The sequence below is a fragment of the Neisseria sp. N95_16 genome, assembly GCF_002551535.2.
In the GTDB taxonomy this organism is placed as follows: Bacteria; Pseudomonadota; Gammaproteobacteria; order Burkholderiales; family Neisseriaceae; genus Neisseria; species Neisseria brasiliensis.
This window is the reverse complement of sequence record NZ_PDBT02000002.1, coordinates 59,225-84,811: the sequence shown is the minus strand read 5'-3', so window position 1 is coordinate 84,811 and position 25,587 is coordinate 59,225. Positions and strand designations below refer to the sequence as shown.

Sequence of the window (25,587 nt, the reverse complement as noted above, 5' to 3'; positions counted from 1 at the left end):
CTGTTGTGCTTTTCGGTAACAGTAGGTTCCGTTGACGGAATGCCGTCTGATTTCCCGACTGACGGTGGCGGGATGACAACCGATGTTCTGTGCGATTTGGTTTAGGGGTAGGTTGCGGTAATGTCTGGAAATGTAGTATCTTTGGTGTGAGGTCAGTTGTGTGTAGGCCATATTGCAATCTTTCTTGTCAGGAAAGGCAGTATACTACCGCATACTGGCCTTTTCTGTTATTGGAAATTGCACTTGTTAGGCGAATGTAAGGGCCTTTGTCGATTGTCATCTTTTTGTAAAAATGGTATGTTGCAGAAAAATAACAATAATTCGGAGTTAATGGATGAAGAAAAAAGCATCGCAATATGTTTTGATCGCCCTGCTGGTGTTGGGCTTGGTGGCGAGTTTTCTGTACAGCCCGTCGTGGATGCAGCTTTGCTACGGCTTGGCGTTGTTTCTGCTCGGTATGCAGTGCATTGAAGAAGGCTTGCATAATGTTGCCGGCGGCAAACTGGCCAAATGGATGGAAAAATCCACCGCCACGCCGCTGAAAGGCGCATTGTTCGGCATGGGTGCGACCTTTGTGCTGCAATCTAGCACCTTGGTGTCGCTGCTGACGATTGCGTTTTTAAGTACCGGCATGATTCAGTTGGCGGGCGGTATCGCGATTATTTTGGGCACCAATTTGGGCTCGACCAGTGGTATTTGGCTGCTGGCTTTGGCCGGTCAAAGCGTGAGCTTGAGTCCGGCGGCGATTCCGATGCTGGTGTTCGGCATTGTGATTGGTTTTTTCAACAGCAAAACCAAAGCCATCGGCCGCGTGTTAATCGGCATTGCGCTGATTTTTCTGGGCGTGGACGCGATTAAAGAAGGCTTCCAAGCCTTTGGTGCAGGCATGGATTTCGGCAAAAGCCAAGTCGGTGGCATGGCTGAGCCGCTGATTTTCTTTGTGGTCGGCTTGTTGCTGACGGTGGTGTTGCAATCATCGCACGCCACGCTGATTTTGACGCTGGCGGCTTTGGCGGGCGGACAGGTCAGTCTGATGCAGGCGTTTGCTATTGCGGTAGGTTCCAACGTCGGCAGCAGCACCACCACTGCTTTGGTCGGCATGCTCGGCAGCGACCGCAACGGCCAGCGCTTGGCCTTGGCGCATGTGGTGTTTAATTTGGTGACGGCGGCGTTGTGTTTGCTGCTGTGGTGGCCGCTCACGCGCTTGGTATTGTTGCCCGGCGAATGGTGGGGCATGAGTCCGTTGCTGCAATTGGCGATGTTCCACACCTTATTTAACCTGCTCGGCATTGCCGTATTTTGGAAACTACAAGGCCGTTTTGCGGCGCTGTTGCAACGCTGGTTACCGGATAAAGCGGCGGAAGACGTGTTGCTGCCGGAAAACCAAGCCGTGTTGGCACCGCGCTACCTGCATGAAAACCTGCTGCGCGCCGACGATACCGCTTTGGTGGCGATTGAAAAAGAAGTTTACCATTTGGGTCGCGCCAGTATCGAAGCGATGTGTCATGCGATTTATGTGCCCAACGAGGCGTTTTACAGCGATGAGTCCGATGAGGGTAAAACTTTGTCTGCACCGCCTGCACCACTCGAACTGGATGCCACACAAGTTTACGAACGACAAATCAAACCGCTTTACAGCGCGATTTTGGACTTTGCCGGCAAGATGGATTTGGAAGAGGAAGAACAGCAGAAACAACTTAACCATGCATTCGCCGCTGCTTGGCAGATGGTTGAGATGGTTAAAGAAAGCAAGCACTTACAGAAAAACATGCAGCAGTACTTGACTGCCGGAGGCTCGGCCGCCGAACGCGATTATCTGCGCCTGCGCCGCCATGTATTCAAAACCTTGCGCTTATTCCGCCGCATTGGCGGCATGGAAGCGGGAGCAGAGCGCAATGACTTGATGCAGCAATTAAACGTGCATACCGAAACGCTGGAAACCTTCCGCGGCCGCGTGATGGTGAAGCTGAAAAATGAAGAGTTGAACGGCTGGCAAACGTCTTCGCTGCTGAATGACATCAACTATGCCCGCCGAATTGGTCGCGGCGCTTTGGAAATTTTGAGCCTGCAAAATACGCAGGTCACGGCAGAAAACGTGGCAGATAGGCCGTCTGAAGAATTGGCTGGGTAAATCTGTTTACAATACAACAAGCCGTCTGAAAAACCTTTTTCAGACGGCCTGTTGTTATCTGTTTACCGCTTAAATCTTACACGCACCGCCGACGCAGTTGTCGTCTTCGCTTTCCGCGTCCACACCGCCTTCAACTGCCACGCCGTCGAAGTCGCCGAGTAAATCGTCTAAGTTGTCCAAATCAAAATCTTGTTCGCTCATGGTTGGTCTCTTTATGGGGTGTTAAAAATCAAGTTAGCCATATTATTAGGCCGATGAGTGCAGTTATCAAGCGCACTTATCGGCCTTTACACTTAATGGCCGATAATGTCGGTCGCTTCTGATTTGTCGTGTGTGCCGAAACGGTCGACCAGCGTGCGGCTGGCTTCATTCAAGCCGATGACTTCGACTTCCGCACCGGCTTTGCGGTAACGCAACACCACTTTATCCAAGGCAGACACGGCGGTCACATCCCAGAAGTGGGCGTGGGTCAGGTCGATGGTGACGTTTTTTATGTCGTTGCGGCTGAAATCGAAAGCGGCGTTAAAATCATCGGATGAGGCGAAAAACACCTGTCCAACCACGTCATAACGTAAGGCTTGGCCTTCGCGCGATTCGCGTATGCTCATGTAGCGGCCGATTTTGTTGGCGAAAAACAGCACCGAGAGCAGCACGCCGGCAAACACGCCCAAAGCCAGATTGTGGCTGTACACCACAATGCCGACAGTCGCCAACATCACCACATTGAAGCCAATCGGGTGGGTTTTCAATTCTTTGACCGACTGCCAGTTGAACGTGCCGATCGACACCATAATCATCACCGCCACCAGCGCCGGCATCGGAATCACTTTCAGAATATCACTCAAAAACACCACCATAATCAGCAGGTAAATACCCGCCAGCAGCGTGGATAAGCGCGTGCGGCCGCCGGATTCGACGTTAATCACCGATTGGCCAATCATCGCGCAACCGGCCATGCCGCCGAACAAACCGCTCACAATGTTCGCCACGCCTTGGCCTTTGCACTCGCGGTTTTTGTCGCTTTCGGTTTCGGTCATTTCATCGACAATCGTCGCCGTCATCAGCGATTCGAGTAAGCCCACTGCCGCCAAACTCAAGGAATAAGGCAGGATAATCAATAAGGTATCTAAATTGAGCGGCACATCAGGCAACAGGAACACCGGCAGCGTGTCGGGCAGCTGCCCCATGTCGCCGACGGTGCGCACATCAATGCCGAGCCACACGGTTAAAATGGTCAGGCCGACAATGGTTACCAGCGGCGATGGAATGATTTTGCCCAGCGTCGGAATACGCGGAAACAGATAAATCACCGCCAAACCGGCCGCCACCAGCGCGTAGGTGTGCCAAGTAGTGTTTTGCAGCTCGGGCAGTTGCGCCATGAAAATCAAAATCGCCAGCGCGTTGACAAAGCCGACCACCACCGCCCGTGCCACAAAGCGCATCAGCGAGCCGAGCTTGAGCCAGCCGGCAATGATTTGAATCACACCGGTGAGCAAAGTCGCGGCCAGCATATACTGCAAACCGTGTTCTTTCACCAAACCGGCTAATACCAAGGCCATCGCGCCAGTGGCCGCCGAAATCATCGCCGGACGGCCGCCGGCAAAGCTGATGACTACCGCAATACAAAACGAAGCATACAGGCCGACTTGTGGATCGACACCGGCAATAATCGGAAAAGCAATGGCTTCGGGAATCAAAGCCAGCGCCACCACCAAGCCTGACAGCACGTCTCCGCGGACGTTGCCGAACCATTGTTGCTGCCAAGTGGGGACGGATGAAGAAAGTGTGGTCATGCGTGTTTCCTGTTGATAATTTGAATGAATATGTGAGATCGTCTGAAAGGCCGGTAGGGGGGTGAACCCACCATGATGGTTTGTTGGTTTATCATGCTGCTGTGTAAAGCGAAAAGGTGGGTTGACCCCCCCATACGTTGATGGGTATGGTTTGTTCATCAGGGATGAGTTCACCCGATTTCCGGCAAAACCTAAGGCCGTCTGAAAAGCAAATACTTGTTTTCAGACGGTCTTTATCCGAGGTAAAGCCTTATTTCGCGTCTTTAAAACCGCGTTTCAAATGCACCATCAACAAAGCCACAGCAGCGGGAGTCACACCAGAAATGCGGCCTGCCTGCCCCAGTGTTTCAGGGCGGTGGGCGTTGAGTTTTTGCTGCACTTCCGCCGATAAGCCTTTGACTTTGCTGTAATCAATGTCGTTCGGCAGCTTCAGCGTTTCAATATCGCGGCGGCTGTCGAGTTCTTCGTTTTGGCGGTCGATATAGCCTTGGTATTTCACTTGAATTTCGACTTGTTCCACCACATCGTTGTTTAACGTTTCAGACGGCGTGGCACCTTCCAGCGTCATCAGCGCGGTGTAATCGACATTCGGGCGGCGCAACAAGTCGTGCAGGTTGGCTTCGCGCGAAAGCTTTTGGCCGAACACGCGGATTTGTTCGCTTTCGGCCAGCTTTTGCGGCGTGTACCAAGTGGTTTTCAGGCGTTGGATTTCCTGCTCGATGGCATCGCGTTTCTCGTTGAAGGCACGCCATTGTGCTTCGGTGACCAAGCCGATTTTGTGGCCGTCTTCGGTGAGGCGCATATCGGCGTTGTCTTCGCGAAGCTGCAGGCGGTATTCGGCGCGGCTGGTGAACATGCGGTAAGGCTCGTTCACGCCTTTGGTAATCAAATCGTCGACCAATACGCCCAAGTAGGCTTGCTCGCGGCGCAGCAACAGCGGATCTTTTTCGCGCACATACTGCACGGCGTTGGCACCGGCCAGCAAGCCTTGTGCCGCCGCTTCTTCATAGCCGGTGGTGCCGTTGATTTGGCCGGCAAAGAAGAGGCCGGCAATGGTTTTGGTTTCCAAGCTGGCTTTGAGGTTGCGCGGGTCGAAGTAGTCGTATTCGATGGCGTAACCGGGGCGCAGAATGTGGGCATTTTCCAAACCTTTCATCGAGCGCACAAGGGCGAGCTGGATATCGAAAGGCAGGCTGGTGGAAATGCCGTTGGGGTAGTATTCGTGCGTGGTCAGGCCTTCGGGTTCCAAGAAAATCTGGTGGCTGTCTTTGTCGGCAAAACGGTTGATTTTGTCTTCGATAGAAGGGCAGTAACGCGGGCCCACGCCTTCGATTTTGCCGGTAAACATCGGGCTGCGGTCGAAGCCGGAGCGAATGATGTCGTGGGTTTGAAGGTTGGTGTGGGTAATCCAGCACGACACTTGGCGTGGGTGCAAATCGGTCGAACCGCGCACCGACATCACCGGCACAGGGGTATCGCCCGGCTGCTCGGTGAGTTGGGAAAAATCAATCGTGCGCCCGTCGATACGCGGCGGCGTGCCGGTTTTCAGACGGCCTTGCGGCAGATTCAATTCTTTCAGACGGCCTGACAAACCTTGTGCAGCTGGATCACCTGCACGGCCACCGGCGCAGTTTTCCAAACCGATGTGGATTTTGCCGGCCAGAAACGTGCCCGCCGTCAACACCACCGCGCGTGCTTTAAATTCCACGCCCATGGCGGTCACCACGCCGCTGGCACGTTCGCCGTCGAGCGTGATGTCTTCCACCGCTTGTTGGAACAAATCCAAGTTTTCTTGGTTTTCCAGCATTTCGCGGATGGCGGCTTTGTACAAAATGCGGTCGGCCTGTGCGCGGGTGGCACGCACAGCAGCGCCTTTGGAGGCATTCAAGCGGCGGAATTGAATGCCGGACATATCGGTCGCCAAGGCCATCGCGCCGCCGAGCGCATCGACTTCGCGCACCAAATGGCCTTTGCCGATGCCGCCGATAGACGGGTTGCACGACATTTGGCCGAGTGTTTCAATATTGTGGGTGAGCAGGAGCGTTTGCGCGCCCATGCGTGCGGCAGCAAGCGCGGCTTCCGTACCGGCGTGGCCGCCGCCGACGACGATGACGTCGTAAGTTTTGGGGTAAATCATGTTGGACATAGTAGATTGAGGTTTCAGACGGCCTGATGGAATGAAGGTGTGTGTTTGGGGTTTGCTTATGCGTGAGGCCGTCTGAAAAAGTAATAGAATTTAAAATAAACGTGTGATTGTACGCTGTTTTTCAGTCGGATTAAAGGCCATCTGAAACAGAATTTCAGACGGCCCGAAACCTTTGCAAAATCTTCATCTTTGGCACATTTCTTCGTTATGCGCTGCTCGAAAGCTTGCCTATCTAAGTGATATGTCTGCGCTTTCTGCGCTGCTCTCACTTCGAACTATACTCAAATCTGAAGTTTTGCAAAGGTCTCGGTCTTGAAATGGGTTTTAGCTTTCTCGGCGCAACAAGGCAAAACCTTCTACTTTATTGCGTGGGCGCGCGCCCTGCCAAAGTTTCGTCCAGCCTTGCGGTGCGGCGGTGTTTTGCGGCTGCTGCACCAAGCGGTAGCGGCAGCTTGGGTTGTCGGGTTGCAAATCCCAATTGCTGTATTGCGCCCAAGCGATGCGGCTGCGGTGGTCTTGTTTGTCCACGCTGATGCACTCATGACCTTCGCTGAATTGGTGGCGTAATTCAGGATAAAGCGATAATTCCATTTGTTTGACTACTGGCGCGTAACTCTTGGCGGCATCCAGCCACGGCAGCCATAAGGTCATCAGCAAAGCCCAAGTCAGCGTGACACCGGCTGCCCAGTTGGTCACGGCTTGGCGGCCGCGGATGTGTTTGCGGGTGATCGCCCACAGCCACAAGGGTGTAAACAAGGCTGCTACCGCCATGGGGAACGGGCTGATTTCAGGCAGGTAATACGGGCTGAAATACGCTGCGCGTTCGGCCAGTTTTGCCGGCCAGCCGTAATTCATGGCCGCAAAACCGACCCACATAAAAGCGGCCAGTAAGCCGAAGGCCATGATGCCGAACCAGTTGATAAATGCCGCCGCGCCACGACGTAAGCCGTTTAGTTGTGCCGCACCGAACAGCGCCAATGGCGGCATCAGCCAAATCAAATGGTCTTGGAAACGTTGCGGATTAAAGGCTAACAGCGCGGTCGCCAAAATCAACCATGCCAAACACAAACCACTCCAGCTTTGCGCGTTCATTTTGGTTCGGCTGAACGTCCACACCGCCAACGGCCAAGCGGGTAGGGCAAACCAGAGCAGGTTTTTCAGATAATAAGGCAGGTTAAAGGCCGTCTGAAAATCAACCAGTCCGCCGTAGGTGCCGAACAGATAAGCATCACGCCATGTTTCAAACCATTGCGGCTGCAAATACAACAGCAACAGCGGATACACCACCATCAGTGGCAGGGCGAATGCAAAGGCACCGATGAGGGTCAGGTAATAGCGCTTGAACTGCCATTGCGGATGCAGCACCAAGGCAAATGCCATCACGATTAAGGCCAAAGGCAATAAGAAACCGGCTGTCAGCGACAACAGCGCCCAACCGCCGCCCAACAGCAGCGCACCGACGATCACGCGCTTGTGTGCTAGTGAAAAACCACACAACACCATGCCCAGCGCGGCAAACACGGCCGATATGTCGCTGATAAAGTGCGCCATCTGCAATAAACCGATGCTGCCGATTAAAATCAGCACCACGCTGCGGCCGTGATGACGGCCTAAAAAATTAAAACCGGCAAAACCGCACAACAGTAAACCGATGGCGGTAAAAAACACGCTGGCAAAGCGCGTGGTGGCATACGCATCGGCTGCCCAAGGCGAGAGCAGTGCTTGAAAGGCGCCGGCTACCCATAAATACACCGGCGAAATATGGAAATTCTGCTGCTCGAATACATGCGCCACCAACGGCGAAGCGGTGCCATTGAGCAGGGCTTCGGTGGCGGTGAACAAACCTGATTCGTCGGGGTTCCACAAATCATGCGAAAATACGCCCGGCCACAACCAAGCGAACACCATCAGCAGCAAAAGCCAAGGTTTTTCGTGGGTTTTAGCAGGTTTGCGGGAATCCGGTGGCGTGTAGGTCAGCATGATGCGGCGGTTTCAAAAATCTAAAAGATGCGCTAGTGTAACAAATTACGGCCAAATCGGGGAATGCTTGAATGGAACGGTTTGGGCTATGCTTTCTTTCAGACGGCCTTTTTGAGCATGAGGCCGTCTGAATACAAAAAAGACTGCCAAAGCAGTCTTTTTTTTCATCGGGCAATTAGCGTTTGAACAAGTTGCCGAATTTGTTGTTGAATTTGTCCACGCGACCGGTGGTGTCAACGATTTTTTGTTGGCCGGTGTAGAATGGGTGGCACAAAGAGCAAACTTCGATGTTGAAGTTTTCTTTTTCCATCGCAGATTTGGTCACAAATTTGCTGCCGCAAGAGCAGGTCACGGTGATTTCGTGGTAGTTAGGGTGAATACCTTGTTGCATGTTGTTTCCTTTCGATTAAGCGGGCATAGGGGTTTTACCTATGCTTCAAGACAAGGGTGCGATTATTGCTATTTTTTGCTGCTTCGTCAAGCAGATATTGCGGCATTGGGTGGGTTTTGCAACAGGGCGGTGCGAATATTATCGAATGGCGGGCGAAACTTGTGTGGTATTGTGTGTCTAACTGAAATTGAATTTGGATTGATGATTTTGTAAGGAAATGCAATGAAAGCAAAGCTGTTTTTGGTATTGTTGAGAACACTCGGCAAATGGCTGCCGGCATCGTACAGCAAGCCGTTTGGTAAATTAGCTAAGAAAATCCGCGCGCGCTTGCCCGCCAAATTTCGCCGCATTTGGGCAGCAATATCAATATCGAAAAAGGGGCGTATGTGTTGCGAGACACGGTAGTCGGCGATCATTCGGGCATCGGGGTGGCCTGCGAAATCTGCTACGGCTTGACCATCGGCAACAATGTAATGATGGGGCCTGAATGCCTGTTTTATTCCAACAGCCACAAATTCGATAAAGAAACCAAACAGTTTTCCGGCTATACCGACACCAATCCGATTGTGATTGAAGACGATGTGTGGATTGGCCGCCGCGCCATCATTATGGGCGGCGTGACCATCGGCAAAGGTTCGATTATCGGTGCCGGTGCCGTGGTGACCAAGAGCGTGCCGCCGTATTCTTTGGCTGCGGGTAATCCGGCGGTGGTGAAGAAGAATTTATTGGATTAAATTCAACGACAATACAAAAGGCCGTCTGAACCCTAATATTTTCAGACGGCCTTTGTTTATTTATCAAACTTACTTGGCAACCACGCCGCAGTATTTGCGTGCGCCACCGCCACCCAATGCAGCAGGGTGGTCGCTGTAGTTATCTCCACCGGCGTGAATCATCAGCGAGCGACCTTTGAGCGAGTTGATTTTCTTAATGCGCGGCGCCACAACCGGCTGGATATGGCCGTTGGCATCCACCGCTAAGGCAGGCAAATCGCCCAAGTGGCCGCTGTCATCCCAAGGGCCTTTGTGTGCGCCGGTTTTCTTAGGATCCCAGTGGCCGCCGGCTGCCAAACCTTCTACCAGCTTACCGTCTTTTTCTTTGGCCGCACAGCTTGGGTTTTCATGCACGTGGAAGCCGTAAATGCCTTGTGCCAAACCTTCGATTTTCGGGGTAAACACCGCACCGTATTTGCTCTGGCTGATGCGCACTTCACCCGCCACTTTATCGCCGTTTTGCGCGTCCAGCAGCGACATCGGCACCACAATATCCGCCGGCGCGGCATAGGCGGCAGCGGTCATACTCAATAAAACGGCAGTCAGTAATGTCTTCATCAGTTTCTCCTTAATCTTTGTGAATGCGTATATTGGTTCAATATACTGATTTGATTATAACGGATTCTGTCAACAAGCCAACAGGCCGTCTGAAATTTTTCAGACGGCCTGTTCACGAGATAACGTTTTTAGCGTGTTCCCACACCAAAACGCCGATCCAGCACGCCATACAGCCAACCGGCCAAACCGACCACCACCAGCATACGCAACACATGAAACGCCGTTACCAGCGGCACACCCAGTTGCAACACTTTGGCAGTAATGGTCATTTCCGCCACGCCGCCGGGCGCGAGTCCCAGCCCTAAAGTGGGCAGCGGAATATCCGACCACGCGGCCAACAGTTGGGAGACGCCGGCGGTCAGCAACAAGCTAATGCACACCAACACAGCGGTAACCGACAACAATCGCGGTGCGGCACGGAAAAAATCAGGGCGGAATTTGGTGCCGAGCGACCAGCCGATTAAGAGTTGGCCTGCCCATGACAATTCTTTCGGCATGACCGACAAATGCACACCGCAGACGGTCAGCAACACCGCTGCCGCCAAAGGGCCGAATGTCCACGGGTTTGCCCAGCCGCGCTTTTGAAACAGCCAACCCATGCCGACGCAACAGGCAATCAGCAGCACTAGGCCGCCGTAATGGACGCCGCCTTTGTCGATAATGGACGTATCCAAGCCGTGATAATCCATAAAGCGGTAGAAAAATGGCACGATGGTCACCACCATCAACACCCGCAGCGAGTGTGCAGCCACCACTTTATCCACGCGTGTGCCGTGTTGTTCGGCCAAAGTCGCCATTTCACTCGCGCCGCCGACTGCTGCCGCAAACCACGCGGTTTTGAAATCGACACCGGCAAAACGGTGCAGCAGCAGCGTGCCGAACAGGCTTAAGATTAAAGCAAACAACATACCGGCGCCCAGCCACAGCGCATTGGTGCCAATCATGCCGACCATTTGCGGCGTGAAATACAGCCCCAGCGACATGCCGATGATGCACAAGCCGATTTTGCGACCAGAAGGCAGGGCGCGGATATTGACACCACCGATGGACAAAGTCGCACAAGCGAGCAGAGAGCCGAGCAGCCACGGAATCGGCAGGTTGAGCAGATTGGCCAACAGCGCGCCCGTGAGCGCGGCGGCAAAACCGGGCAGATAAGGAAGAAAACGGTTCATGGTTTGCGGGGGAAATCGTTATGGTTATAGGCCGTCTGAAAGTTTTCAGACGGCCTGAATGTTTTCATGATACCAAGAAAACAGCCACGCTGGATTCAGGCGGCTGTTGTCATGCGTTAGGCAGTTTGTTTGCGGCGACGCAACCAGCGGAAAACCGGCAGCAACACCATCAACAAGGCCAATGCCCACAATACTTTGGTAATTGGGCCATGGAACAACACTCCCAAATCGCCTTGCGAAATCGACAATGCGCGGCGCAGGCTGGACTCCATCAGTTCGCCCAATACATAGCCCAAAATCAAGGCAGATAATGGGAAATTGAGTTTGCGCAGGAAGTAACCCAATACGCCCAAGCCCACCATCAACACCAAGTCAAACGTGGTGCTGTGAATTGCGTATACGCCGACAAAGCTCACGGCAGCGATGGCCGGAATCAGGATGTAATTAGGGATGTTCAACAGCTTGGCGAAGAAGCCGACCAATGGAATGTTGAGCAACAGCAAAATCACGTTACCGATAAACAGCGACGCAATCAAGCCCCATACGATGTCGGGCTGCTCGCTGAAGAGCTGTGGACCCGGCGTGATGTTGTACAAAGTCAGCGCGCCCATCATCACGGCGGTGGTGCCGGAGCCGGGTACGCCCAAGGTCAGCATCGGAATAAACGAACCACAAGCCGAAGCATTGTTGGCCGCTTCAGGTGCAGCTACGCCGCGCAAGTCGCCCTCACCGAATTTGCCCGATGCGCCGGCGAGTTTTTTCTCGTTGGTGTAAGTCATCGCGCTGGCAATGGTGGCACCCGCGCCCAGTAAAATGCCGACCACAAAACCAACCACGCCGCTGCGTACCATGGTGCCGAAGGCAAACAGAAATTCTTTCACGTTAAACAGGGCGCGTTTGCCTTGTTCCAACGCTTTTTGGCCGCGTTCGGTGTGTTCCAGCATAATCAGGATTTCGCTGACGCTGAAGAAACCGATCACGATGGTGGTGAACTGAATGCCGTCTGAAAGGTTGACCGAGTCAAACGTGAAGCGGTACACGCCGGTTACGGCATCCACACCCACGGTGGCCAAAGCCAAACCGATTAAGGCGGCCACAGCAGTTTTAATCGGCTGATCGCCCACTAAGCCGCTCAAGCAGGTAATGGCAAACACCATCAGCACAAAATATTCGGCAGGACCAAACGCAATCGCCCAGTTGGCCAACAGCGGTGCGAACAACACCACGCCCAAAGTGGCGATGATGCTGCCGGTAAACGAGCTGACAGCAGAGAGCGACAAGGCAATGCCGGCTTTACCCTGTTTGGCTAGGGTCATGTCTTTCGGGTTCACGCCGGCAGCTTTGGCCACCATCGCGGTTTGCAGCCAATCTTGACCGCCCACGCTACCACCCGCACCGAAGCTGATGGATTTAGGATCTTTTTTCAGTGCTTCGGCCAAATCGTTCAAATTTTGCAAAGGCGAGTCGGCATTTACCGCCACCATGCCGTAGTCGGTGCCGACAGCCGCCAACCAGCGCACGTCGTTTTCGGTGTATTGACCGAATTTGCCTTGTGCCAAGTTCAACAGCGAACCGGTCGAGAAGGCCACAATCGCATCGCCGTTGGCCGGCTCGTTGGCCACGATTTTATTGTAGGCCACTGCACCCACGCCGCCCGGCATATAGGTTACACGCATTGGTTTTTTCAGTTGGTCGGTGTCTTTCAAGCCGGTTTGTGCCAGCTTACAAGTCAAGTCAAAACCGCCGCCCGGTTTGGCTGGTGCGATACATTCAGGTTTTTTGGTTCGCCCGCTTCAGCAGTGTCTTTGTTACAGCCGCTCAAGGCCAAAGTAGCCAAAGCGGCCAAGCTGATTGCAGCGGTAGTGGATTTGCGGAACATGTAGTCTCTCCTTACATTGAGGTAAAAGCTCGGCAGCGTTATCTTGTTGCGGCTTCTTTGTTGACAATCTTTGCGAAATTAAAAGAATCATCAAGTTTTATCAAGAAGAGATTAAAAATTTTAAGACCATTAAATCCATATAATTCAAAGGGAAATAAAAATTTCGTGCTAGAAAATGAGCAAGTGATTAGGATATTTTAAATCCTGTTAAGATAAAAATTAATGATTTTAATGATGGCTGCGCTGGTGTGATTGAGGCTGCTGTTGTCGCACTTAATGGGAATGGAGTGGATTTTTTATGTTGTTGTTTGTCATTGGTTTATATGGGTGAGATAAAGACATCGATGTCTTTAATGGTTTACCGGTCACAAAATATTAATATTTTGATGATTTCAGCAGAAGATTTGGCAAAATACCATAAAAAAGCTTCGTTTGGCCTGAAAAATATCAGACCAAACGAAGCTTTTCACCAACCGATTGAATCGGGGTCTGTCAGGTTTTAGCCACGGCGCCAAGTAGTCACGCCGGATTTGTCTTCCAGAATAATGTTTTCTGCCGCCAATACATCACGGATGCGGTCGGATTCTGCCCAATTCTTATCGGCGCGCGCCTGTTTGCGGGCTTCGATCAGCGCTTCGATTTCTTCGTTAGACAGGCCGTCTGAAACGCTGCCGCCTTGTAAAAACTCAGTTGGGTCGCGTTGCAACAGGCCGATGGTGCCGCCCAAATGTTTCAGGCAGGCGGCGAGGTCGGCGTTTTGCGTTTTGTTGACTTCATTTGCCAGCTCAAACAACACCGCCATGGCCTGCACGGTGTCGAAATCATCATCCATCGCGGCTTGGAAGCGGCGCACATAATCGTTGTCCGCATTAAAGCTTTCAGACGGCATGGTGTTTTTCAGCGCGGTGTACAAACGCGTCAACGAGCCTTTGGCATCGTCCAAATGCGCATCAGAGTAATTCAGCGGGCTGCGGTAATGCGCGCGCAAAATAAAGAAGCGCACCACTTCGGCATCATAGGCTTTCAACACATCGCGGATGGTGAAGAAATTACCCAGCGATTTCGACATTTTTTCGCCGTCGACACGGATAAAACCATTGTGCAACCAATATTTCACATGGCTTTCAATCGCTTTGCCGCCGTGGTTGTGGCCGCACGAATGACCGTGGGCACCAACGCTTTGGGCGATTTCGTTTTCATGGTGCGGAAACTGCAAATCCGCGCCGCCGCCGTGAATATCGAACGTATCGCCAAAGAGGTTTTCACTCATCGCCGAGCATTCAATATGCCAACCCGGACGGCCTTGACCCCAAGGGCTTTCCCAAGCCGGCTCGCCCGCTTTGGCCGCTTTCCACAACACAAAATCCAACGGATCGCGTTTGAAACCATCCACTTCCACGCGTTCGCCCGCGCGCAAATCATCCAGCGATTTGCCCGACAGCTGGCCGTAAGCGGCAAACTCGCGCACGGCGTAATACACATCGCCATTCTCTGCCGCATACGCCTTGCCCTTGGCAATCAAGCGCTCAATCATCGCAATCATCTGCGGAATATTTTCCGTGGCTTTCGGCTCGACATCCGGACGCAATACGCCCAAAGCCGCCGCATCTTCATTCATCGCTTCAATAAAACGCGCCGTCAACTCGCCGATGGTTTCGCCGTTTTCCGCCGCACGCACAATGATTTTGTCGTCAATATCGGTGATGTTGCGCACATAAGTGAGCGGATAATCACGTTCACGCAGCCAGCGCGCAATCATGTCGAACACCACCATCACACGCGCATGGCCGAGATGGCAATAGTCGTACACGGTCATGCCGCAAACGTACATGCGCACGTTGGCCGGATCGATGGGGGTGAAAGGTTCTTTTTGACGGGTTAGGGTGTTGTAGATGGTTAGCATGGTAAGTCATTAAAATGTAATTCGGGAAAAATCATAACCACGGTCAATAATGAATTCAGAAAACTCATTTTGCTCATTGGCTGCAGGAAATTCTCGTTTAATCTCGCTTCGGATATTTTCAAGTAACGTTTTTGCAATCGGTTGAATGCCGCGCAAAGCCCTTTCATACCATTCAATTAAATCATCTTCAGTAATAATACTTTGGATTTTATTTCTCCAGCCGATTTGACTAAGTAGCGACATAATCACAGGCTGTTCAGCTTTTTTACAAACAATCACAATTTTATCCGCACTAATTGAGCCTACAATATCTTCTGCCAATTCTTCATCTAAAGACAAGTGTTTGACTTGAATAGCCGAGCCAAAGTTTGACCACATGTCCAAACCTCGGTCGGCTGCATTGGTTACGCCTACCCGGTAAATTTTAGCCGGAATTGTCAAATTTTCTCGGTTGAGCGGTATGATTTTTTCGGCAAATTGCTGATATTCCTCCCATAAATGCAATTTTTCTTGTGGGAAACTAACAGTAACCGTTACGCCTAATTCAGCAATCAACGCATCAAATAATGCATAGACAATAATTTCGTAAATTTTATCGATGCTTCTTTTCAGCCCTGGCTCAAACCAAAATAAATTCAAAAAATCAACTAATTGAAAATTTGAACTATCATGAATGTTGCAATATTTAACAGCTTGATTCATTTGTGAAAAACGATTCAAAAAACATTGGTAGATATAACTCTCAACGTCTCCTTTTTCACGATTTAGGTCTGCCAACACAGCTAATTTTTCGGGAGGCATAGCATTATTTTCAAAGAGATTATCTTGGAATTTTGCTGATGATGTTGAAACTCTTCCTAAGAATTTCCTGCATATTTCATCACGCCAACGTTTGGATTGATTGCGATATGTTTCTAAATTCAATATATCCAATCTTTGTATACATCGGTCATGATAAAGAATTTCTGCAATCTGAATAGGCTTGTATAAATGGACTCGGGACTTTTTAATAATATTGTCTAAGGCTTGTTTTGCTTCTTGCTGGGTAACTGACATCATACTGCCTCTAATAAATCTAATTGCCCACGCTTTTCAAATTTACCTGATAAAGCTTGAATCATATTTTCTGCAATTGCTTCGATTACAGGAACAGAAACAGAATTTCCTGCTACTTTTCTGACTTGAGAATAAGGAATATTGATTTTAAAACTATCGGGAAACCCTTGAAGTCTTAACATTTCTCTCCCAGTTAACCTTCGTACGCCGTTAACTACCAAATAATTATAGCTTCCTCCTGCACGCAAAGCGCATGAGTAAGGTAAAGGAGAAATGTTCCCACCGATATTTTCATGCCATACTGACGGTATTGGAGCAGGTTTCTTCAAAGCAGCAAAACGCTTTTGTCTTAAGGATTCAGATAAGAAATAACTGGCATCGACCGTACTTTCTTCTTCTAAAATTTCATTCAACGGTCGATAAAATCCAACCGGTTCAGGAAATTCAAAATAAACATTTTCACGAAATCCGACAATATAAATCCGTTCTCGCTTTTGAGGTAGTCCGAAATCTAAAGTATTCAATACTTGATAATAAACCGTATAACCCAACTGTTTCAATGTAGCTAAAATAACATTAAAAGTACGGCCTGAGTCATGAGTAGTCAATCGTTTGACATTTTCAAGTAAAAATGCACGAGGTTTTTTAGTTCTCAAAATTTCAGCAATGTTGAAAAATAAAGTGCCTCTTGTGTCTTCAAATCCTAACCCTTTTCCGGCAATACTGAACGGCTGGCAAGGAAAACCTGCCAATAAAATGTCATGATCAGGAATTTTATCTGGGGGAATATCATTGATATCACCAAAAGGTATTTCACCGAAATTAGCCTCGTACATCTTTTGTGCATATTTATCCCACTCAGATGAAAAAACATTACTACATCCTTGCTTCTCAAATCCTAAGCGGATTCCACCAATACCTGAAAATAAATCTATAGTGCGATACATTTTATTAACCTTAAACTTTTTCAGATGGCATCAATCTCCGATGCCGTCTGAAACTTTATCACTCTGCCTTAAACACGCTGGTATCGGTTTGCGGCTGATTCTCGGCAATCTCCAACGCGGCTGCTGCTTTTTCTGCGGCGGCTTTTTCTGCGTCCAAACGTTTTTTCTCGTTCAAATACATGCTGATTTGGCGCACCAGGTCTTGTGTGCCTTGGTGTGCCAGGGCGCTGATTTTAAACAGGCGCGGGGTGTTCATGTCGAATTCGAAGCGGTCGTCGGGCGCGGGGTAGTCCCAGCCGATTTGTTCGAGGAACTCGGCGGTGCGGCGCTCGGCTTCTTCGTCATCGAGCATGTCGAATTTGTTCAGCACCAGCCAGCGCGGTTTGGCGTGGAGTTCTTCGTCGTATTTGCGCAATTCGTTGATGATGGCCAAGGCTTCTTCGGCGGGGTTGACGGTTTCATCAAACGGCACCAAATCAACCACATGCAGTAATAAACCGGTACGCGAGAGGTGTTTGAGGAAGCGGTGGCCCAAGCCGGCACCCTCTGCCGCGCCTTCAATCAGGCCGGGAATGTCGGCCATGACGAAGCTGTTGTTTTCGTCCATGCGCACCACGCCCAAGTTGGGGTGTAAGGTGGTGAACGGGTAATCGGCCACTTTCGGGCGGGCAGCGGACACAGCGGAAATCAGCGTAGATTTGCCGGCATTCGGCATACCGAGCAGTCCAACATCGGCCAACACTTTCAATTCCAATTGCAGCGAACGCGCTTCGCCTTCTTCGCCCGGTGTGGCTTGCTTCGGTGCGCGGTTGACCGATGATTTGAAATGGATGTTGCCCAAACCGCCTTTGCCGCCGCGTGCCAAACAAACGCGCTGGCCGTGGTGAGTGAGGTCGGCGACAATTTCGTCGGTATCGATGTCGCGAATCAGGGTGCCGACGGGCATGTGCAGGGTGATGTCGTCCGCGCCAGCGCCGTAACGGTCGGCACCGTGGCCTTTTTCGCCGTTTTTGGCTTGGTAGCGTTTCACAAAACGGTATTCAACCAAGGTATTTAAATTTTCATCGGCTTCAGCCCACACGCTGCCGCCTTTGCCGCCGTCGCCGCCATCGGGGCCGCCGCGCGGCACGAATTTTTCACGGCGGAAACTGGCCGCGCCGTTGCCGCCTTTACCGGCGACCACTTCGATTTTTGCTTCATCAATAAATTTCATTCGGTTCTCAATATTTTTAAAAGTTGTTTGGTGTTTCAGACGGCCTATGGTGAGATTGTTTAAATAAAAAAGCAGGCCGTCTGAAAAAATAATGGGTTGAGAGTTATTATAAAGGATAAGTCAAGGGCTTGTGTGCTTATCTTCAGCGTGCGGTTGGGCTTGCATATTTGTAAATGGAAACTAATATCAATATCATTTAATTAACCACGCACAACTGCACAGAGAAAGGAACGCACATGGCTTACACTTTACCTGAACTGGGCTACGCCTATGATGCTTTGGAGCCGCATTTCGATGAAATGACGATGAACATTCACCACACCAAGCACCATCAGGCTTATGTCAACAATGCCAACGCGGCATTGGAATCGCTACCGGAGTTTGCCGATTTACCGGCGGAAGAGCTGATTGCGCGCTTGAAAGAATTACCGACCGACAAGCAAACCGTGTTGCGCAACAATGCCGGTGGCCATGCCAACCATTCTTTCTTTTGGAAAAATCTAAAAACCGGCACGAGCTTACAAGGCTGTCTGAAAGAAACCATCGAGCGCGATTTTGGTTCGGTGGATGAATTCAAAGCTGAATTTGAAAAAGCTGCTGCCAGCCGTTTCGGTTCGGGCTGGGCATGGCTGGTGTTAGACGGCGACCGCTTGAAAGTGGTGTCGACCGCCAACCAAGATTCGCCGCTGATGGGCGAAGACGTGGCCGGCTGCAAAGGCTACCCGATTATCGGTTTGGACGTGTGGGAACACGCTTATTATCTGCAATACCAAAACCGCCGTCCGGACTACATCAAAGCGTTTTGGAATGTGGTGAACTGGGACGAAGCGGCGAAGCGTTTTGAAGAAAAAGCCTAATCGCTGATGGATTTAAAAAAGCCGAGACCTTTGCAAAATCGCCATCTTTGGCACATTTCTTCGTTATGCGCTGCTCGAAAGCTTGCCTATCTTTGTGATATGTCTGCGCTTTCTGCGCTGCTATAACTTTGAACTGTACTCAAATCTGGGGTTTTACAAAGGTCTCAGGCCGTCTGAAACTTTTGGTTTCAGACGGCCTTTTTATTGTCGCTTACTTCGCCAATTCTTGATCAATTTCTTGATAAAGCTTGTTGAAATCCGGCTCGCCGACGAAAGTTTTGAGGATTTCGCCTTTTTTGTTGATGAGCACGGAAGTGGGGTAAACCTGCGTGCCGAAGGCTTTGCCGACGATACCGTCGTTGTCATACATCACGGTAAACGGCAGACCGTATTCTTTGACGTATTGATGCACGCTCTCAATCGGGTCAATCGGCTCGGCAATGCCCAACACTTGGAAATCTTTGCCCTGATAATCGTTGGCCATTTTGATGACTTTCGGCATTTCGCTCACGCAGCCGGGGCAGGACGGGAACCAGAAATTGATAAAGGTTACCTTACCTTGCAGGCTGGCGTTGTTAACCGTTTGGCCTTGCAAATCGGTCAGGCTGAATGGCGGTGCGGATTTGTTGTCGGGAATCAGGATAAAGGCCAGCAATGCGCCGACAATGGCCACGGCGGCGAGGGTAATCAGTTTTTTCATGCGATAAAGGATTCGAGTGAGGTTAACAGGTTGTCGGGAAAGCGGATGCTGCGGCCGCTGGCGGCATCGACGGGCATCAGCGTGATGTCGGCTTCAATGGTGTTTTTGCCGCTGTGTATCAATTCGATGGTTTGCGTCAGCAGCAGGTGGCGCGCGGTTAATTCTTTGATGTGGCTGTGTACGCGCAATTCGTTGCCGTCAACAGCGGGGCGGCGGTAGCGGATGTCGATACGGGCGACAACCAAATGCACGTTGTCCAGCAGCGATAGTAAACCGCGTTGGTCGAGAAACGTCCAGCGCGCTTCTTCGAGAAACTCAAGATAGCGCGCGTGGTTGACGTGGCCGTAGCTGTCGATGTGGTAATTTCGGACGCGGATATTCATGGGTTTATGAGGCCGTCTGAAAATATAGGCGATGCGGGCTATGTGTTTTCAGACAGCCTATCAAAGAAATTAATTTAAATTCAAGGGTTGAAACGCTTCACGCGCCAATGGTTCGGCTTCCAAGTCGGTGATGACGGTGGAGAGCTGGATATCGAACCATTCGTTGAAAATATCGGCGTGCAAATCCGGCCACTCGCTTTCGTCTTCGCACCAGTCGGCCAGCTCGGCGGCGAAAATGTCTTCAAAGCGCGATTCGATTTCGTCCCACACTTCGTCGGAAGTTTCGCACGGGCGCACGAGATAGGCATTGGCATCGGCCTGTAAATCTTCCAAAGTCAAATCGGCCAGATGGTTGCCGGGCAGGGATTGCAGCCAGTTCCAAAATGGATCGAGCGGCACGAGTAAAAAGACGCTGCGGTTGACTTCGTACATGGTGGTTTCCTTTTGTTGAGTAGAGCGGTTGACCCGGTCTTTTTGCGCTGACCGTAATGGAATAATAGCCCAAAGGTGGTGTCATGCAAAGGTCTCGGCACATTTTTTCGTGATGCGCGGTGTGATGTTGAATGACACTCACATCGGGGTTTATAAAGTATTGAGGCCGTATGAACGCAATATAGGTTTCAGACGGCTCGAGACCTTTGCAAAATCCCTATCTTTGGCACATTTCTTCGTTGTGCGCTGCTACAACGTTGAACTGTACTCAAATCTAGGGTTTTACAAAGGTCTCGGTCTGTAAATCTTACGACAAATTAATCCAAGCGGATCATGTCGCTGTCGGCCGGCTGGAGATTTTCCCAGTCGTCTGTCGGGGCGGCGGTGTCGAGTTCGGCTGCTTCGATAGGCGCGTTTTGTGTGGTGCTGCCGCTGTCGACCAAATCATCGATGTCGATATCTTCGTCGGTACTTTGCACGGCTTGGCCGCCGGTTTGCTGATTGCGCACGCGCATGTATAAATCACGGGTGTAACTGTATTTGTCGATAGCGGCACCTTCCAAGCTGTCGGTCAAATCAAGCAGGCTTTCGCGGGTGTTGACAGCGTTGAGTGCGGTGGTGCTCCAGCGGCCGGCGCTGGTTTCAAACACGGCATTTTTTACCAGATAGGCTACGGTCACAGCGGTGCCTAAGGTGTCGCGCACAGTAGAAGGCCCCATCAGTGGCACAACAAAGTAATTGCTGTTTTTCCAGCCCCATGAAGCCATGGTGTCACCCAAGGAGTTTTTATTGTTCGGCACGCCGCCTGCGCCTGCCACGTCAATCAAACCGCCCAAGCCGAAGGTGGTATTCAGGCCGACACGCACCAAATCTTCGCTGGCGCGTTTGATGTCGAGACGCAATACGTTGCTGCCGAAGCTGACCACGTCACGCAAGTTGTTGAAGAAATTGCTCACGCCGGTGCGCACGGGCTGTGGCGTGACTTTACGGTAGCCGCGGGCAACAGGCGCCATGACATATTGGTCGGCTTTATCGTTAAACTTGGATACGGCGCGGTTGTAGGGCTCGTAAGGGTCGGCCGGATTACGTTCGGCAAAGGCCGGTTGGGCAGCGAATAAGCTGATGAGCAGCAGGGAAGCAGCAGTTTTTCTCATGGGGTCACCCAGTCTTTAATTTCGTACAAATCAGTCAGCGCACGCACTGATTCGGGAATGTGGCGCAGTTCGACGGCTTTGTTTTTTAAACGCAATGCGGTCAGCAGCAGCGACACGCAGGCGGAATCGGCGCGGCTGACATGGCTTAAATCAAGCGCGCTGGTTTCGTTCAGACGGCATTGCTGTTCGAATTGGCGGTAGGCTGAATCGGTGACGGTTTTGACGGTGATGTCACCGCTAAGATACAGCACGTTGTCGCGAAGTTCTGAATTCATGAGGTTTTGAGTCTATGCAGTTTGGCGTAAAAAGGCACGGCCAAAGCCGTGCGCTTAAGGATTATTTGCCGCTGTTTTTGGCTTTTAAGTCGGCAATCAGGCCGTCGATGCCTTTGGCTTTAACGGTTTCGCCGAATTGGTTGCGGTAAACGGTCACCAAGCTCGCGCCTTCAACGGCCACGTTGTACACGCGGTAGCGGTTGCCGCTTTGGTAGGTGGTGAAATCCATGTTGACCGGTTTTTCGCCGGCGGCGCTCACTTCAGCGCGCACGGTGATTTCTTTACCGTTGCGGGCAACCACCGGATTGTCTTTTACATTCACTTTGGCATTTTTGAATTTCATCATGGTGCCGGAGTAGGTGCGGATCAACAGGGTTTGGAATTCTTTGGTCAAAGCCTGTTTTTGCGCATCAGTGGCGGTGCGCCAAGGGTTGCCCACGGCCAGAGCAGTCATGCGTTGGAAATCGAAATAAGGCATGGCGTAGGCTTCGGCTTTGCGGCGGGCGGTGTTGGCATCGCCGCTTTTCAAGATGGTCAGAACCTGAGTCGCGTTTTGGCGGATCTGGTTCACGGCATCGGCAGGCGCGGCAGCCGCTAAGCTGATGCTCAATAAACCAATGCTCAAGGCGCTGAAGAATGCTGATTTTTTCATGATTTGTGTATTCCTAAATTAAAAATATTGTTGTGTTTATGGGGCAGAGTCTGCGTTGGCCGAAGTGGCTGCATCAGAGTCGCCAGATTGTTTTTCGGCAAAGCTGGTCATGAATTTACCGATTAAGTTTTCCAATACCATGGCCGAGCTGGTGACGCTGATGGTGTCGCCTTCGGCCAGATTGTCCATATCGCCGCCTTGCATCAGGCCGATGTATTGTTCACCCAACAGGCCGGAAGTGAGGATTTGGGCGGAAACGTCTGTGCTGAATTCGTATTGTTTGTCGAGATTCAGGGTCACACGTGCTTGATAGCTTTTCGGGTCGAGCGTAATAGCGGACACGCGGCCGACCAATACGCCTGCGGATTTAACCGGCGCATTCGATTTCAAACCGCCGATGTCACTGAAATCGGCATACACGGTGTAGGTTTGCTGCGCACTGCCCATGCCGGAGCCGCCTGCTACGCGGAAGGCCAAAAAGCCGACGGCCACCACGCCCAACAAAACAAACAAACCGACCCAAAATTCTAAAATACTTTTTTTCATTGTCGTTACTCAGTAAACATCCATGCGGTTAAAACAAAATCAATCGCCAAAATGGTTAGGGCGGAAGACACCACCGTGCGCGTGCTGGCGCGTAAAATCCCTTCGGAAGTCGGCACGCAGTGAAAACCTTGGTGCACGGCAATCAGCGTCACGGCGATACCGAAAGTCACTGATTTAATCAGGCCGTTGATGACATCGTAGCTGATGGTCATGTTGCTTTGCATTTGCGACCAGAAAATGCCGCTGTCCAAGCCCAGCCACTGTACGCCGACCAGATAGCCGCCGAAAATGCCGGCCACGTTGAAAATCGAAGCCAGTAGCGGCATGGAAAACACGCCCGCCCAAAAGCGCGGTGCCACCACGCGGGCAACGGGATCGACCGCCATCACATTCATCGCTTCAAGCTGCTCGGTGGTTTTCATCAGGCCGATTTCACTGGTCATCGCGCCACCTGCGCTGCTGGCAAACAAAATCGCCGCCAATACCGGCCCCAATTCACGCAACAGGGAAGCGGCCACCATATAGCCCAATACATCGGCGGCTTTGAATTTTGCCAATTGGGTGTAGCCTTGCAAACCGAGTACCATGCCGACAAATAAGCCCGAAACGGCAATAATCAAGACCGACATCACGCCGGCAAAATAAATCTGACGGATGCTCAGACGTGGGCGGGTAAATGCCGTGGCCGATTTCGCCAGAATTTGCAGCAGAAACAGGGTCACGCTGCCGAGAGATTGGATAAAGCCCAAGGTTTTTGAGCCGACGGATTGGATAAAATTCATATTTTTAAAACAGTTATCTTTCAGACGGCCTATTTATCAGGCCGTCTGAAACCGGAAAAAGGTTTAATGGTCGGGTGCATCGACCACAATGGTTTTCGCCAACATGTCTTCCAGTGAACGGCGGTTGTAGCCGCGCGAAAGCACCAAAAAAGCATTAATCAATATGGGCAGTCCGACCAAGCTGTTGATGGCATAAATCAACAGTTCGCGTTTGAACACATATTGCGCCGCTGTCAGTCGTTCTCCCGTTGCTTCCAACACCGGCAGAATCTTCATCAGCCGCTTGCCGACGGTTTGGCCGTGGCGGCGGATAAAATGAAGCTGCACGCCGAGATAAAACAGCAGCAACAGTAAAAAGGTGCCCAAGTTGATAAACAAAAAGGCATCCGTATTGAGCGTGTATTGGTCAGTCAGGCTGAATACGGCCACCATCACGATAAAACACACCGTTGCAAAAAATTGGTTAATCAACACCGCACCCAAGCGTTTCCATGGGGAAGCCAAGTTCAGGCCGAGTTTGGCAGCGGCTTCGTTGATGGCCACGGCTGTGGTGCCGGGGCGAATTTTATATTGGGTAGAAGGCATTGGCGTCTCCTTATGTTTCAGACGGCCTTCATCATGCATCAGGCCGTCTGAATCGTATTCTTAACCGCCCAATAAATCCTGCTGTAAAGTGGTTTGTGCCGGATAGCGGTAAGCCACCGGCCCGTCGGCCAAGCCGCCGACAAACTGCTGTACCCACGGCGAATCGAGTTCGCGCATTTCGGCAGGCGAGCCGCTGAACATGATTTCGCCGTGTGCCAAAAAAATCACTTGATCGACGATTTGCAGCGATTTTTCAATATCGTGCGTCACCATCACGCTGGTCGAACGCAGCGCGGTATTGGCGCGGCTGATTAAGTGGGCAATTACGCCCAACGAAATCGGGTCGAGGCCGGTAAATGGTTCGTCATACAGCAGGATTTCAGGGTCAAGTGCGATGGTGCGTGCCAAAGCCACACGTCGCGCCATGCCGCCGGAAAGTTCAGACGGCATCAGTTTTTCCACGCCGCGCAGGCCGACGGCATTGAGTTTCAGCAACACCAAATCGCGAATCACCGCTTCAGGCAGCTTGGTTAATTCGCGCATGGGAAATGCCACGTTGTCGAACACGGTCAAATCGGTAAACAGCGCGCCGTGTTGGAATAAAACCCCCATACGGCGGCGGTGTTCGTGTAATTCGGCGGCGGAAAACTTGGCCAAATCGCGGCCTTCAATCAATACCTGCCCCTGCTGCGGATGAATCTGGCCGGTAATTAAGCGCATCAGCGTGGTTTTGCCGCTGCCCGAGCCACCCATCACGGCCGCAAACGCCCCTTGCTCAATCGTGAAATTGATATTGCTCAGAATCGGGCGGTCGCCATAGGCAAAAGCCACGTCTTTCATTTCGATAAAGGGCGTCGGGTTCATAAACAGAATGCGGGTTGGATGTATTTTAATTACCCGCATTTTAATGCTTCTGATAGCTGAGGGCAATTTCAGACGGCCTTAAGGGCTTTAATAATTTGTTAAAACGCGTGAAAAGATAAGGCATTGGCGGATTTCAGCGGGTGGTAATCGTGCAACAGCATACATGAATGTATGTAATTGTGTGTCGGTTTGGTGGGGGTAAACAGTATTTTTTTTCGATGAAGTAAATACCAAAAGGCTGAGACCTTTGCAAAATCCCTATCTTTGGCACATTTCTTCGTTGTGCGCTGCTCGAAAGCTTGCCTATCTTTGTGATATGTCTGTGCTTTCTGCGCTGCTACAACTTTGAAGCATACTCAAATCTAGGGTTTTGCAAAGGTCTCAGGCCGTCTGAAAATATTGACGTTCAGACGGC

At 51.2% G+C, this 25,587-nt stretch carries 26 protein-coding genes and 1 pseudogene; 3 read left to right on the top strand and 24 right to left on the bottom strand.

The genetic code is table 11. The annotated features are described in order from the left end of the window. The coding region (locus tag CRG49_RS13795) for a helix-turn-helix domain-containing protein (protein ID WP_157807888.1) at positions 1-171 on the bottom strand (171 nt) is incomplete at its 3' end. A 163-nt stretch (positions 172-334) separates the two neighbouring features. Between CRG49_RS13795 and CRG49_RS00840 the strand changes: the two genes are divergently transcribed. Further along, a complete protein-coding gene (locus tag CRG49_RS00840) occupies positions 335-2,131 on the top strand; it encodes a Na/Pi cotransporter family protein (protein ID WP_095502995.1) in 1,797 nt (598 codons plus the stop codon). A gap of 69 nt (positions 2,132-2,200) precedes the next feature. Here CRG49_RS00840 and CRG49_RS13685 read toward each other — a convergent pair whose 3' ends face one another. The 5 genes from CRG49_RS13685 to rpmE all read right to left on the bottom strand — a co-directional run bounded on the left by CRG49_RS13685 (position 2,201) and on the right by rpmE (position 8,441). Then, positions 2,201-2,332 (bottom strand): hypothetical protein, encoded by a 132-nt coding sequence (locus CRG49_RS13685; RefSeq protein ID WP_255408361.1) that lies wholly within the window; start codon positions 2,330-2,332, stop codon positions 2,201-2,203. A 92-nt stretch (positions 2,333-2,424) separates the two neighbouring features. Further along, complete coding sequence (locus tag CRG49_RS00835) at positions 2,425-3,924, bottom strand: SulP family inorganic anion transporter (RefSeq protein ID WP_095502996.1); 1,500 nt, start codon at positions 3,922-3,924, stop codon at positions 2,425-2,427. Positions 3,925-4,174: 250 nt separating this feature from the next. Then, a complete protein-coding gene (gene mnmG / locus CRG49_RS00830; RefSeq protein WP_095502997.1) occupies positions 4,175-6,070 on the bottom strand; it encodes a tRNA uridine-5-carboxymethylaminomethyl(34) synthesis enzyme MnmG in 1,896 nt (631 codons plus the stop codon). A 324-nt stretch (positions 6,071-6,394) separates the two neighbouring features. Beyond that, a complete protein-coding gene (locus CRG49_RS00820; protein ID WP_095502999.1) occupies positions 6,395-8,050 on the bottom strand; it encodes a hypothetical protein in 1,656 nt (551 codons plus the stop codon). 175 nt (positions 8,051-8,225) lie between these two features. After that, positions 8,226-8,441: a 50S ribosomal protein L31 gene (gene rpmE, locus CRG49_RS00815; protein ID WP_095503000.1), complete on the bottom strand. Its 216-nt coding sequence runs from the start codon at positions 8,439-8,441 to the stop codon at positions 8,226-8,228. Between the two features lie 222 nt (positions 8,442-8,663). On the opposite strand from rpmE, the pseudogene CRG49_RS13750 reads away from it, so the two are divergent. Next, a pseudogene (locus CRG49_RS13750) lies at positions 8,664-9,175 on the top strand (acyltransferase). Positions 9,176-9,244: 69 nt separating this feature from the next. On the opposite strand, the gene CRG49_RS00805 reads toward CRG49_RS13750, so the two are convergent. From CRG49_RS00805 to obgE, 8 genes are all read right to left on the bottom strand, one after another. Further along, positions 9,245-9,772, bottom strand: a complete 528-nt coding sequence (locus CRG49_RS00805) for a superoxide dismutase family protein (protein WP_095503002.1) — start codon at positions 9,770-9,772, stop codon at positions 9,245-9,247. Positions 9,773-9,900: 128 nt separating this feature from the next. Further along, complete coding sequence (locus tag CRG49_RS00800) at positions 9,901-10,944, bottom strand: AbrB family transcriptional regulator (RefSeq protein WP_095503003.1); 1,044 nt, start codon at positions 10,942-10,944, stop codon at positions 9,901-9,903. Positions 10,945-11,060: 116 nt separating this feature from the next. Then, a complete protein-coding gene (locus tag CRG49_RS00795; protein ID WP_154143247.1) occupies positions 11,061-12,677 on the bottom strand; it encodes a tripartite tricarboxylate transporter permease in 1,617 nt (538 codons plus the stop codon). Then, complete coding sequence (locus CRG49_RS13445) at positions 12,674-12,823, bottom strand: hypothetical protein (protein ID WP_154143248.1); 150 nt, start codon at positions 12,821-12,823, stop codon at positions 12,674-12,676. Before CRG49_RS13445 ends, CRG49_RS00795 begins: the two co-directional genes overlap by 4 nt. A gap of 499 nt (positions 12,824-13,322) precedes the next feature. Continuing rightward, positions 13,323-14,726, bottom strand: a complete 1,404-nt coding sequence (gene cysS / locus CRG49_RS00790) for a cysteine--tRNA ligase (RefSeq protein ID WP_095503004.1) — start codon at positions 14,724-14,726, stop codon at positions 13,323-13,325. A 9-nt stretch (positions 14,727-14,735) separates the two neighbouring features. After that, positions 14,736-15,785, bottom strand: coding sequence for a HaeII family restriction endonuclease (locus tag CRG49_RS00785; RefSeq protein ID WP_229436924.1), 1,050 nt, complete (start codon positions 15,783-15,785; stop codon positions 14,736-14,738). Next, complete coding sequence (locus tag CRG49_RS00780) at positions 15,782-16,729, bottom strand: DNA cytosine methyltransferase (protein ID WP_095503006.1); 948 nt, start codon at positions 16,727-16,729, stop codon at positions 15,782-15,784. Before CRG49_RS00780 ends, CRG49_RS00785 begins: the two co-directional genes overlap by 4 nt. A 58-nt stretch (positions 16,730-16,787) precedes the next feature. Further along, positions 16,788-17,942: a GTPase ObgE gene (gene obgE, locus CRG49_RS00775; protein ID WP_095503007.1), complete on the bottom strand. Its 1,155-nt coding sequence runs from the start codon at positions 17,940-17,942 to the stop codon at positions 16,788-16,790. Positions 17,943-18,178: 236 nt separating this feature from the next. Between obgE and sodA the strand changes: the two genes are divergently transcribed. Continuing rightward, entirely contained in the window at positions 18,179-18,799 is a 621-nt protein-coding gene (sodA, locus tag CRG49_RS00770; RefSeq protein ID WP_095503008.1) for a superoxide dismutase [Mn], read from the top strand. Positions 18,800-19,010: 211 nt separating this feature from the next. Here sodA and CRG49_RS00765 read toward each other — a convergent pair whose 3' ends face one another. The 10 genes from CRG49_RS00765 to CRG49_RS00720 all read right to left on the bottom strand — a co-directional run bounded on the left by CRG49_RS00765 (position 19,011) and on the right by CRG49_RS00720 (position 25,172). Next, complete coding sequence (locus tag CRG49_RS00765) at positions 19,011-19,499, bottom strand: peroxiredoxin (RefSeq protein WP_095503009.1); 489 nt, start codon at positions 19,497-19,499, stop codon at positions 19,011-19,013. After that, on the bottom strand, positions 19,496-19,882 hold the full coding sequence (locus CRG49_RS00760; RefSeq protein WP_095503010.1) for a thioesterase family protein: 387 nt from the start codon (positions 19,880-19,882) through the stop codon (positions 19,496-19,498). The genes CRG49_RS00765 and CRG49_RS00760 overlap by 4 nt, the downstream gene beginning before the upstream one ends. Before the next feature lie 69 nt (positions 19,883-19,951). Next, a complete protein-coding gene (locus CRG49_RS00755; protein ID WP_095503011.1) occupies positions 19,952-20,314 on the bottom strand; it encodes a VacJ in 363 nt (120 codons plus the stop codon). 317 nt (positions 20,315-20,631) lie between these two features. After that, positions 20,632-21,468 carry a VacJ family lipoprotein gene (locus CRG49_RS00750; protein WP_095503012.1) on the bottom strand — a complete coding sequence of 279 codons (837 nt, stop codon included), beginning with the start codon at positions 21,466-21,468 and terminating at the stop codon, positions 20,632-20,634. Beyond that, the gene (locus tag CRG49_RS00745; protein ID WP_095503013.1) at positions 21,465-21,743 is read right to left on the bottom strand and encodes a lipid asymmetry maintenance protein MlaB; all 279 of its coding nucleotides are present in this window, start codon (positions 21,741-21,743) and stop codon (positions 21,465-21,467) included. The genes CRG49_RS00750 and CRG49_RS00745 overlap by 4 nt, the downstream gene beginning before the upstream one ends. A 61-nt stretch (positions 21,744-21,804) precedes the next feature. Next, complete coding sequence (locus CRG49_RS00740) at positions 21,805-22,395, bottom strand: phospholipid-binding protein MlaC (protein WP_095503014.1); 591 nt, start codon at positions 22,393-22,395, stop codon at positions 21,805-21,807. Positions 22,396-22,431: 36 nt separating this feature from the next. Beyond that, entirely contained in the window at positions 22,432-22,941 is a 510-nt protein-coding gene (gene mlaD / locus CRG49_RS00735) for an outer membrane lipid asymmetry maintenance protein MlaD (protein ID WP_095503015.1), read from the bottom strand. Between the two features lie 5 nt (positions 22,942-22,946). Then, the gene (gene mlaE, locus CRG49_RS00730; protein ID WP_095503016.1) at positions 22,947-23,723 is read right to left on the bottom strand and encodes a lipid asymmetry maintenance ABC transporter permease subunit MlaE; all 777 of its coding nucleotides are present in this window, start codon (positions 23,721-23,723) and stop codon (positions 22,947-22,949) included. 63 nt (positions 23,724-23,786) lie between these two features. Further along, positions 23,787-24,308: an RDD family protein gene (locus CRG49_RS00725; protein WP_157807887.1), complete on the bottom strand. Its 522-nt coding sequence runs from the start codon at positions 24,306-24,308 to the stop codon at positions 23,787-23,789. 60 nt (positions 24,309-24,368) lie between these two features. Further along, positions 24,369-25,172: an ABC transporter ATP-binding protein gene (locus CRG49_RS00720; RefSeq protein WP_095503018.1), complete on the bottom strand. Its 804-nt coding sequence runs from the start codon at positions 25,170-25,172 to the stop codon at positions 24,369-24,371. Positions 25,173-25,587: the final 415 nt, after the last annotated feature.

Bases quoted from the DNA above. Each gene is read 5' to 3' on its own strand.
- CRG49_RS00765 (WP_095503009.1), bottom strand. From the start codon at position 19,499: ATGAAAAAACTGATTACCCTCGCCGCCGTGGCCATTGTCGGCGCATTG.
- CRG49_RS00780 (WP_095503006.1), bottom strand. From the start codon at position 16,729: ATGTATCGCACTATAGATTTATTTTCAGGTATTGGTGGAATCCGCTTA.
- CRG49_RS00800 (WP_095503003.1), bottom strand. From the start codon at position 10,944: ATGAACCGTTTTCTTCCTTATCTGCCCGGTTTTGCCGCCGCGCTCACG.
- CRG49_RS13685 (WP_255408361.1), bottom strand. From the start codon at position 2,332: ATGAGCGAACAAGATTTTGATTTGGACAACTTAGACGATTTACTCGGC.
- CRG49_RS00805 (WP_095503002.1), bottom strand. From the start codon at position 9,772: ATGAAGACATTACTGACTGCCGTTTTATTGAGTATGACCGCTGCCGCC.
- mlaD (WP_095503015.1), bottom strand. From the start codon at position 22,941: ATGAAAAAAAGTATTTTAGAATTTTGGGTCGGTTTGTTTGTTTTGTTG.
- CRG49_RS00820 (WP_095502999.1), bottom strand. From the start codon at position 8,050: ATGCTGACCTACACGCCACCGGATTCCCGCAAACCTGCTAAAACCCAC.
- CRG49_RS00725 (WP_157807887.1), bottom strand. From the start codon at position 24,308: ATGCCTTCTACCCAATATAAAATTCGCCCCGGCACCACAGCCGTGGCC.
- CRG49_RS00755 (WP_095503011.1), bottom strand. From the start codon at position 20,314: ATGTACGAAGTCAACCGCAGCGTCTTTTTACTCGTGCCGCTCGATCCA.
- sodA (WP_095503008.1), top strand. From the start codon at position 18,179: ATGGCTTACACTTTACCTGAACTGGGCTACGCCTATGATGCTTTGGAG.
- rpmE (WP_095503000.1), bottom strand. From the start codon at position 8,441: ATGCAACAAGGTATTCACCCTAACTACCACGAAATCACCGTGACCTGC.
- cysS (WP_095503004.1), bottom strand. From the start codon at position 14,726: ATGCTAACCATCTACAACACCCTAACCCGTCAAAAAGAACCTTTCACC.
- CRG49_RS00760 (WP_095503010.1), bottom strand. From the start codon at position 19,882: ATGAATATCCGCGTCCGAAATTACCACATCGACAGCTACGGCCACGTC.
- mnmG (WP_095502997.1), bottom strand. From the start codon at position 6,070: ATGTCCAACATGATTTACCCCAAAACTTACGACGTCATCGTCGTCGGC.
- CRG49_RS00745 (WP_095503013.1), bottom strand. From the start codon at position 21,743: ATGAATTCAGAACTTCGCGACAACGTGCTGTATCTTAGCGGTGACATC.
- obgE (WP_095503007.1), bottom strand. From the start codon at position 17,942: ATGAAATTTATTGATGAAGCAAAAATCGAAGTGGTCGCCGGTAAAGGC.
- CRG49_RS00835 (WP_095502996.1), bottom strand. From the start codon at position 3,924: ATGACCACACTTTCTTCATCCGTCCCCACTTGGCAGCAACAATGGTTC.
- CRG49_RS00740 (WP_095503014.1), bottom strand. From the start codon at position 22,395: ATGAAAAAATCAGCATTCTTCAGCGCCTTGAGCATTGGTTTATTGAGC.
- mlaE (WP_095503016.1), bottom strand. From the start codon at position 23,723: ATGAATTTTATCCAATCCGTCGGCTCAAAAACCTTGGGCTTTATCCAA.
- CRG49_RS00840 (WP_095502995.1), top strand. From the start codon at position 335: ATGAAGAAAAAAGCATCGCAATATGTTTTGATCGCCCTGCTGGTGTTG.
- CRG49_RS00720 (WP_095503018.1), bottom strand. From the start codon at position 25,172: ATGAACCCGACGCCCTTTATCGAAATGAAAGACGTGGCTTTTGCCTAT.
- CRG49_RS13445 (WP_154143248.1), bottom strand. From the start codon at position 12,823: ATGTTCCGCAAATCCACTACCGCTGCAATCAGCTTGGCCGCTTTGGCT.
- CRG49_RS00750 (WP_095503012.1), bottom strand. From the start codon at position 21,468: ATGAGAAAAACTGCTGCTTCCCTGCTGCTCATCAGCTTATTCGCTGCC.
- CRG49_RS00785 (WP_229436924.1), bottom strand. From the start codon at position 15,785: ATGATGTCAGTTACCCAGCAAGAAGCAAAACAAGCCTTAGACAATATT.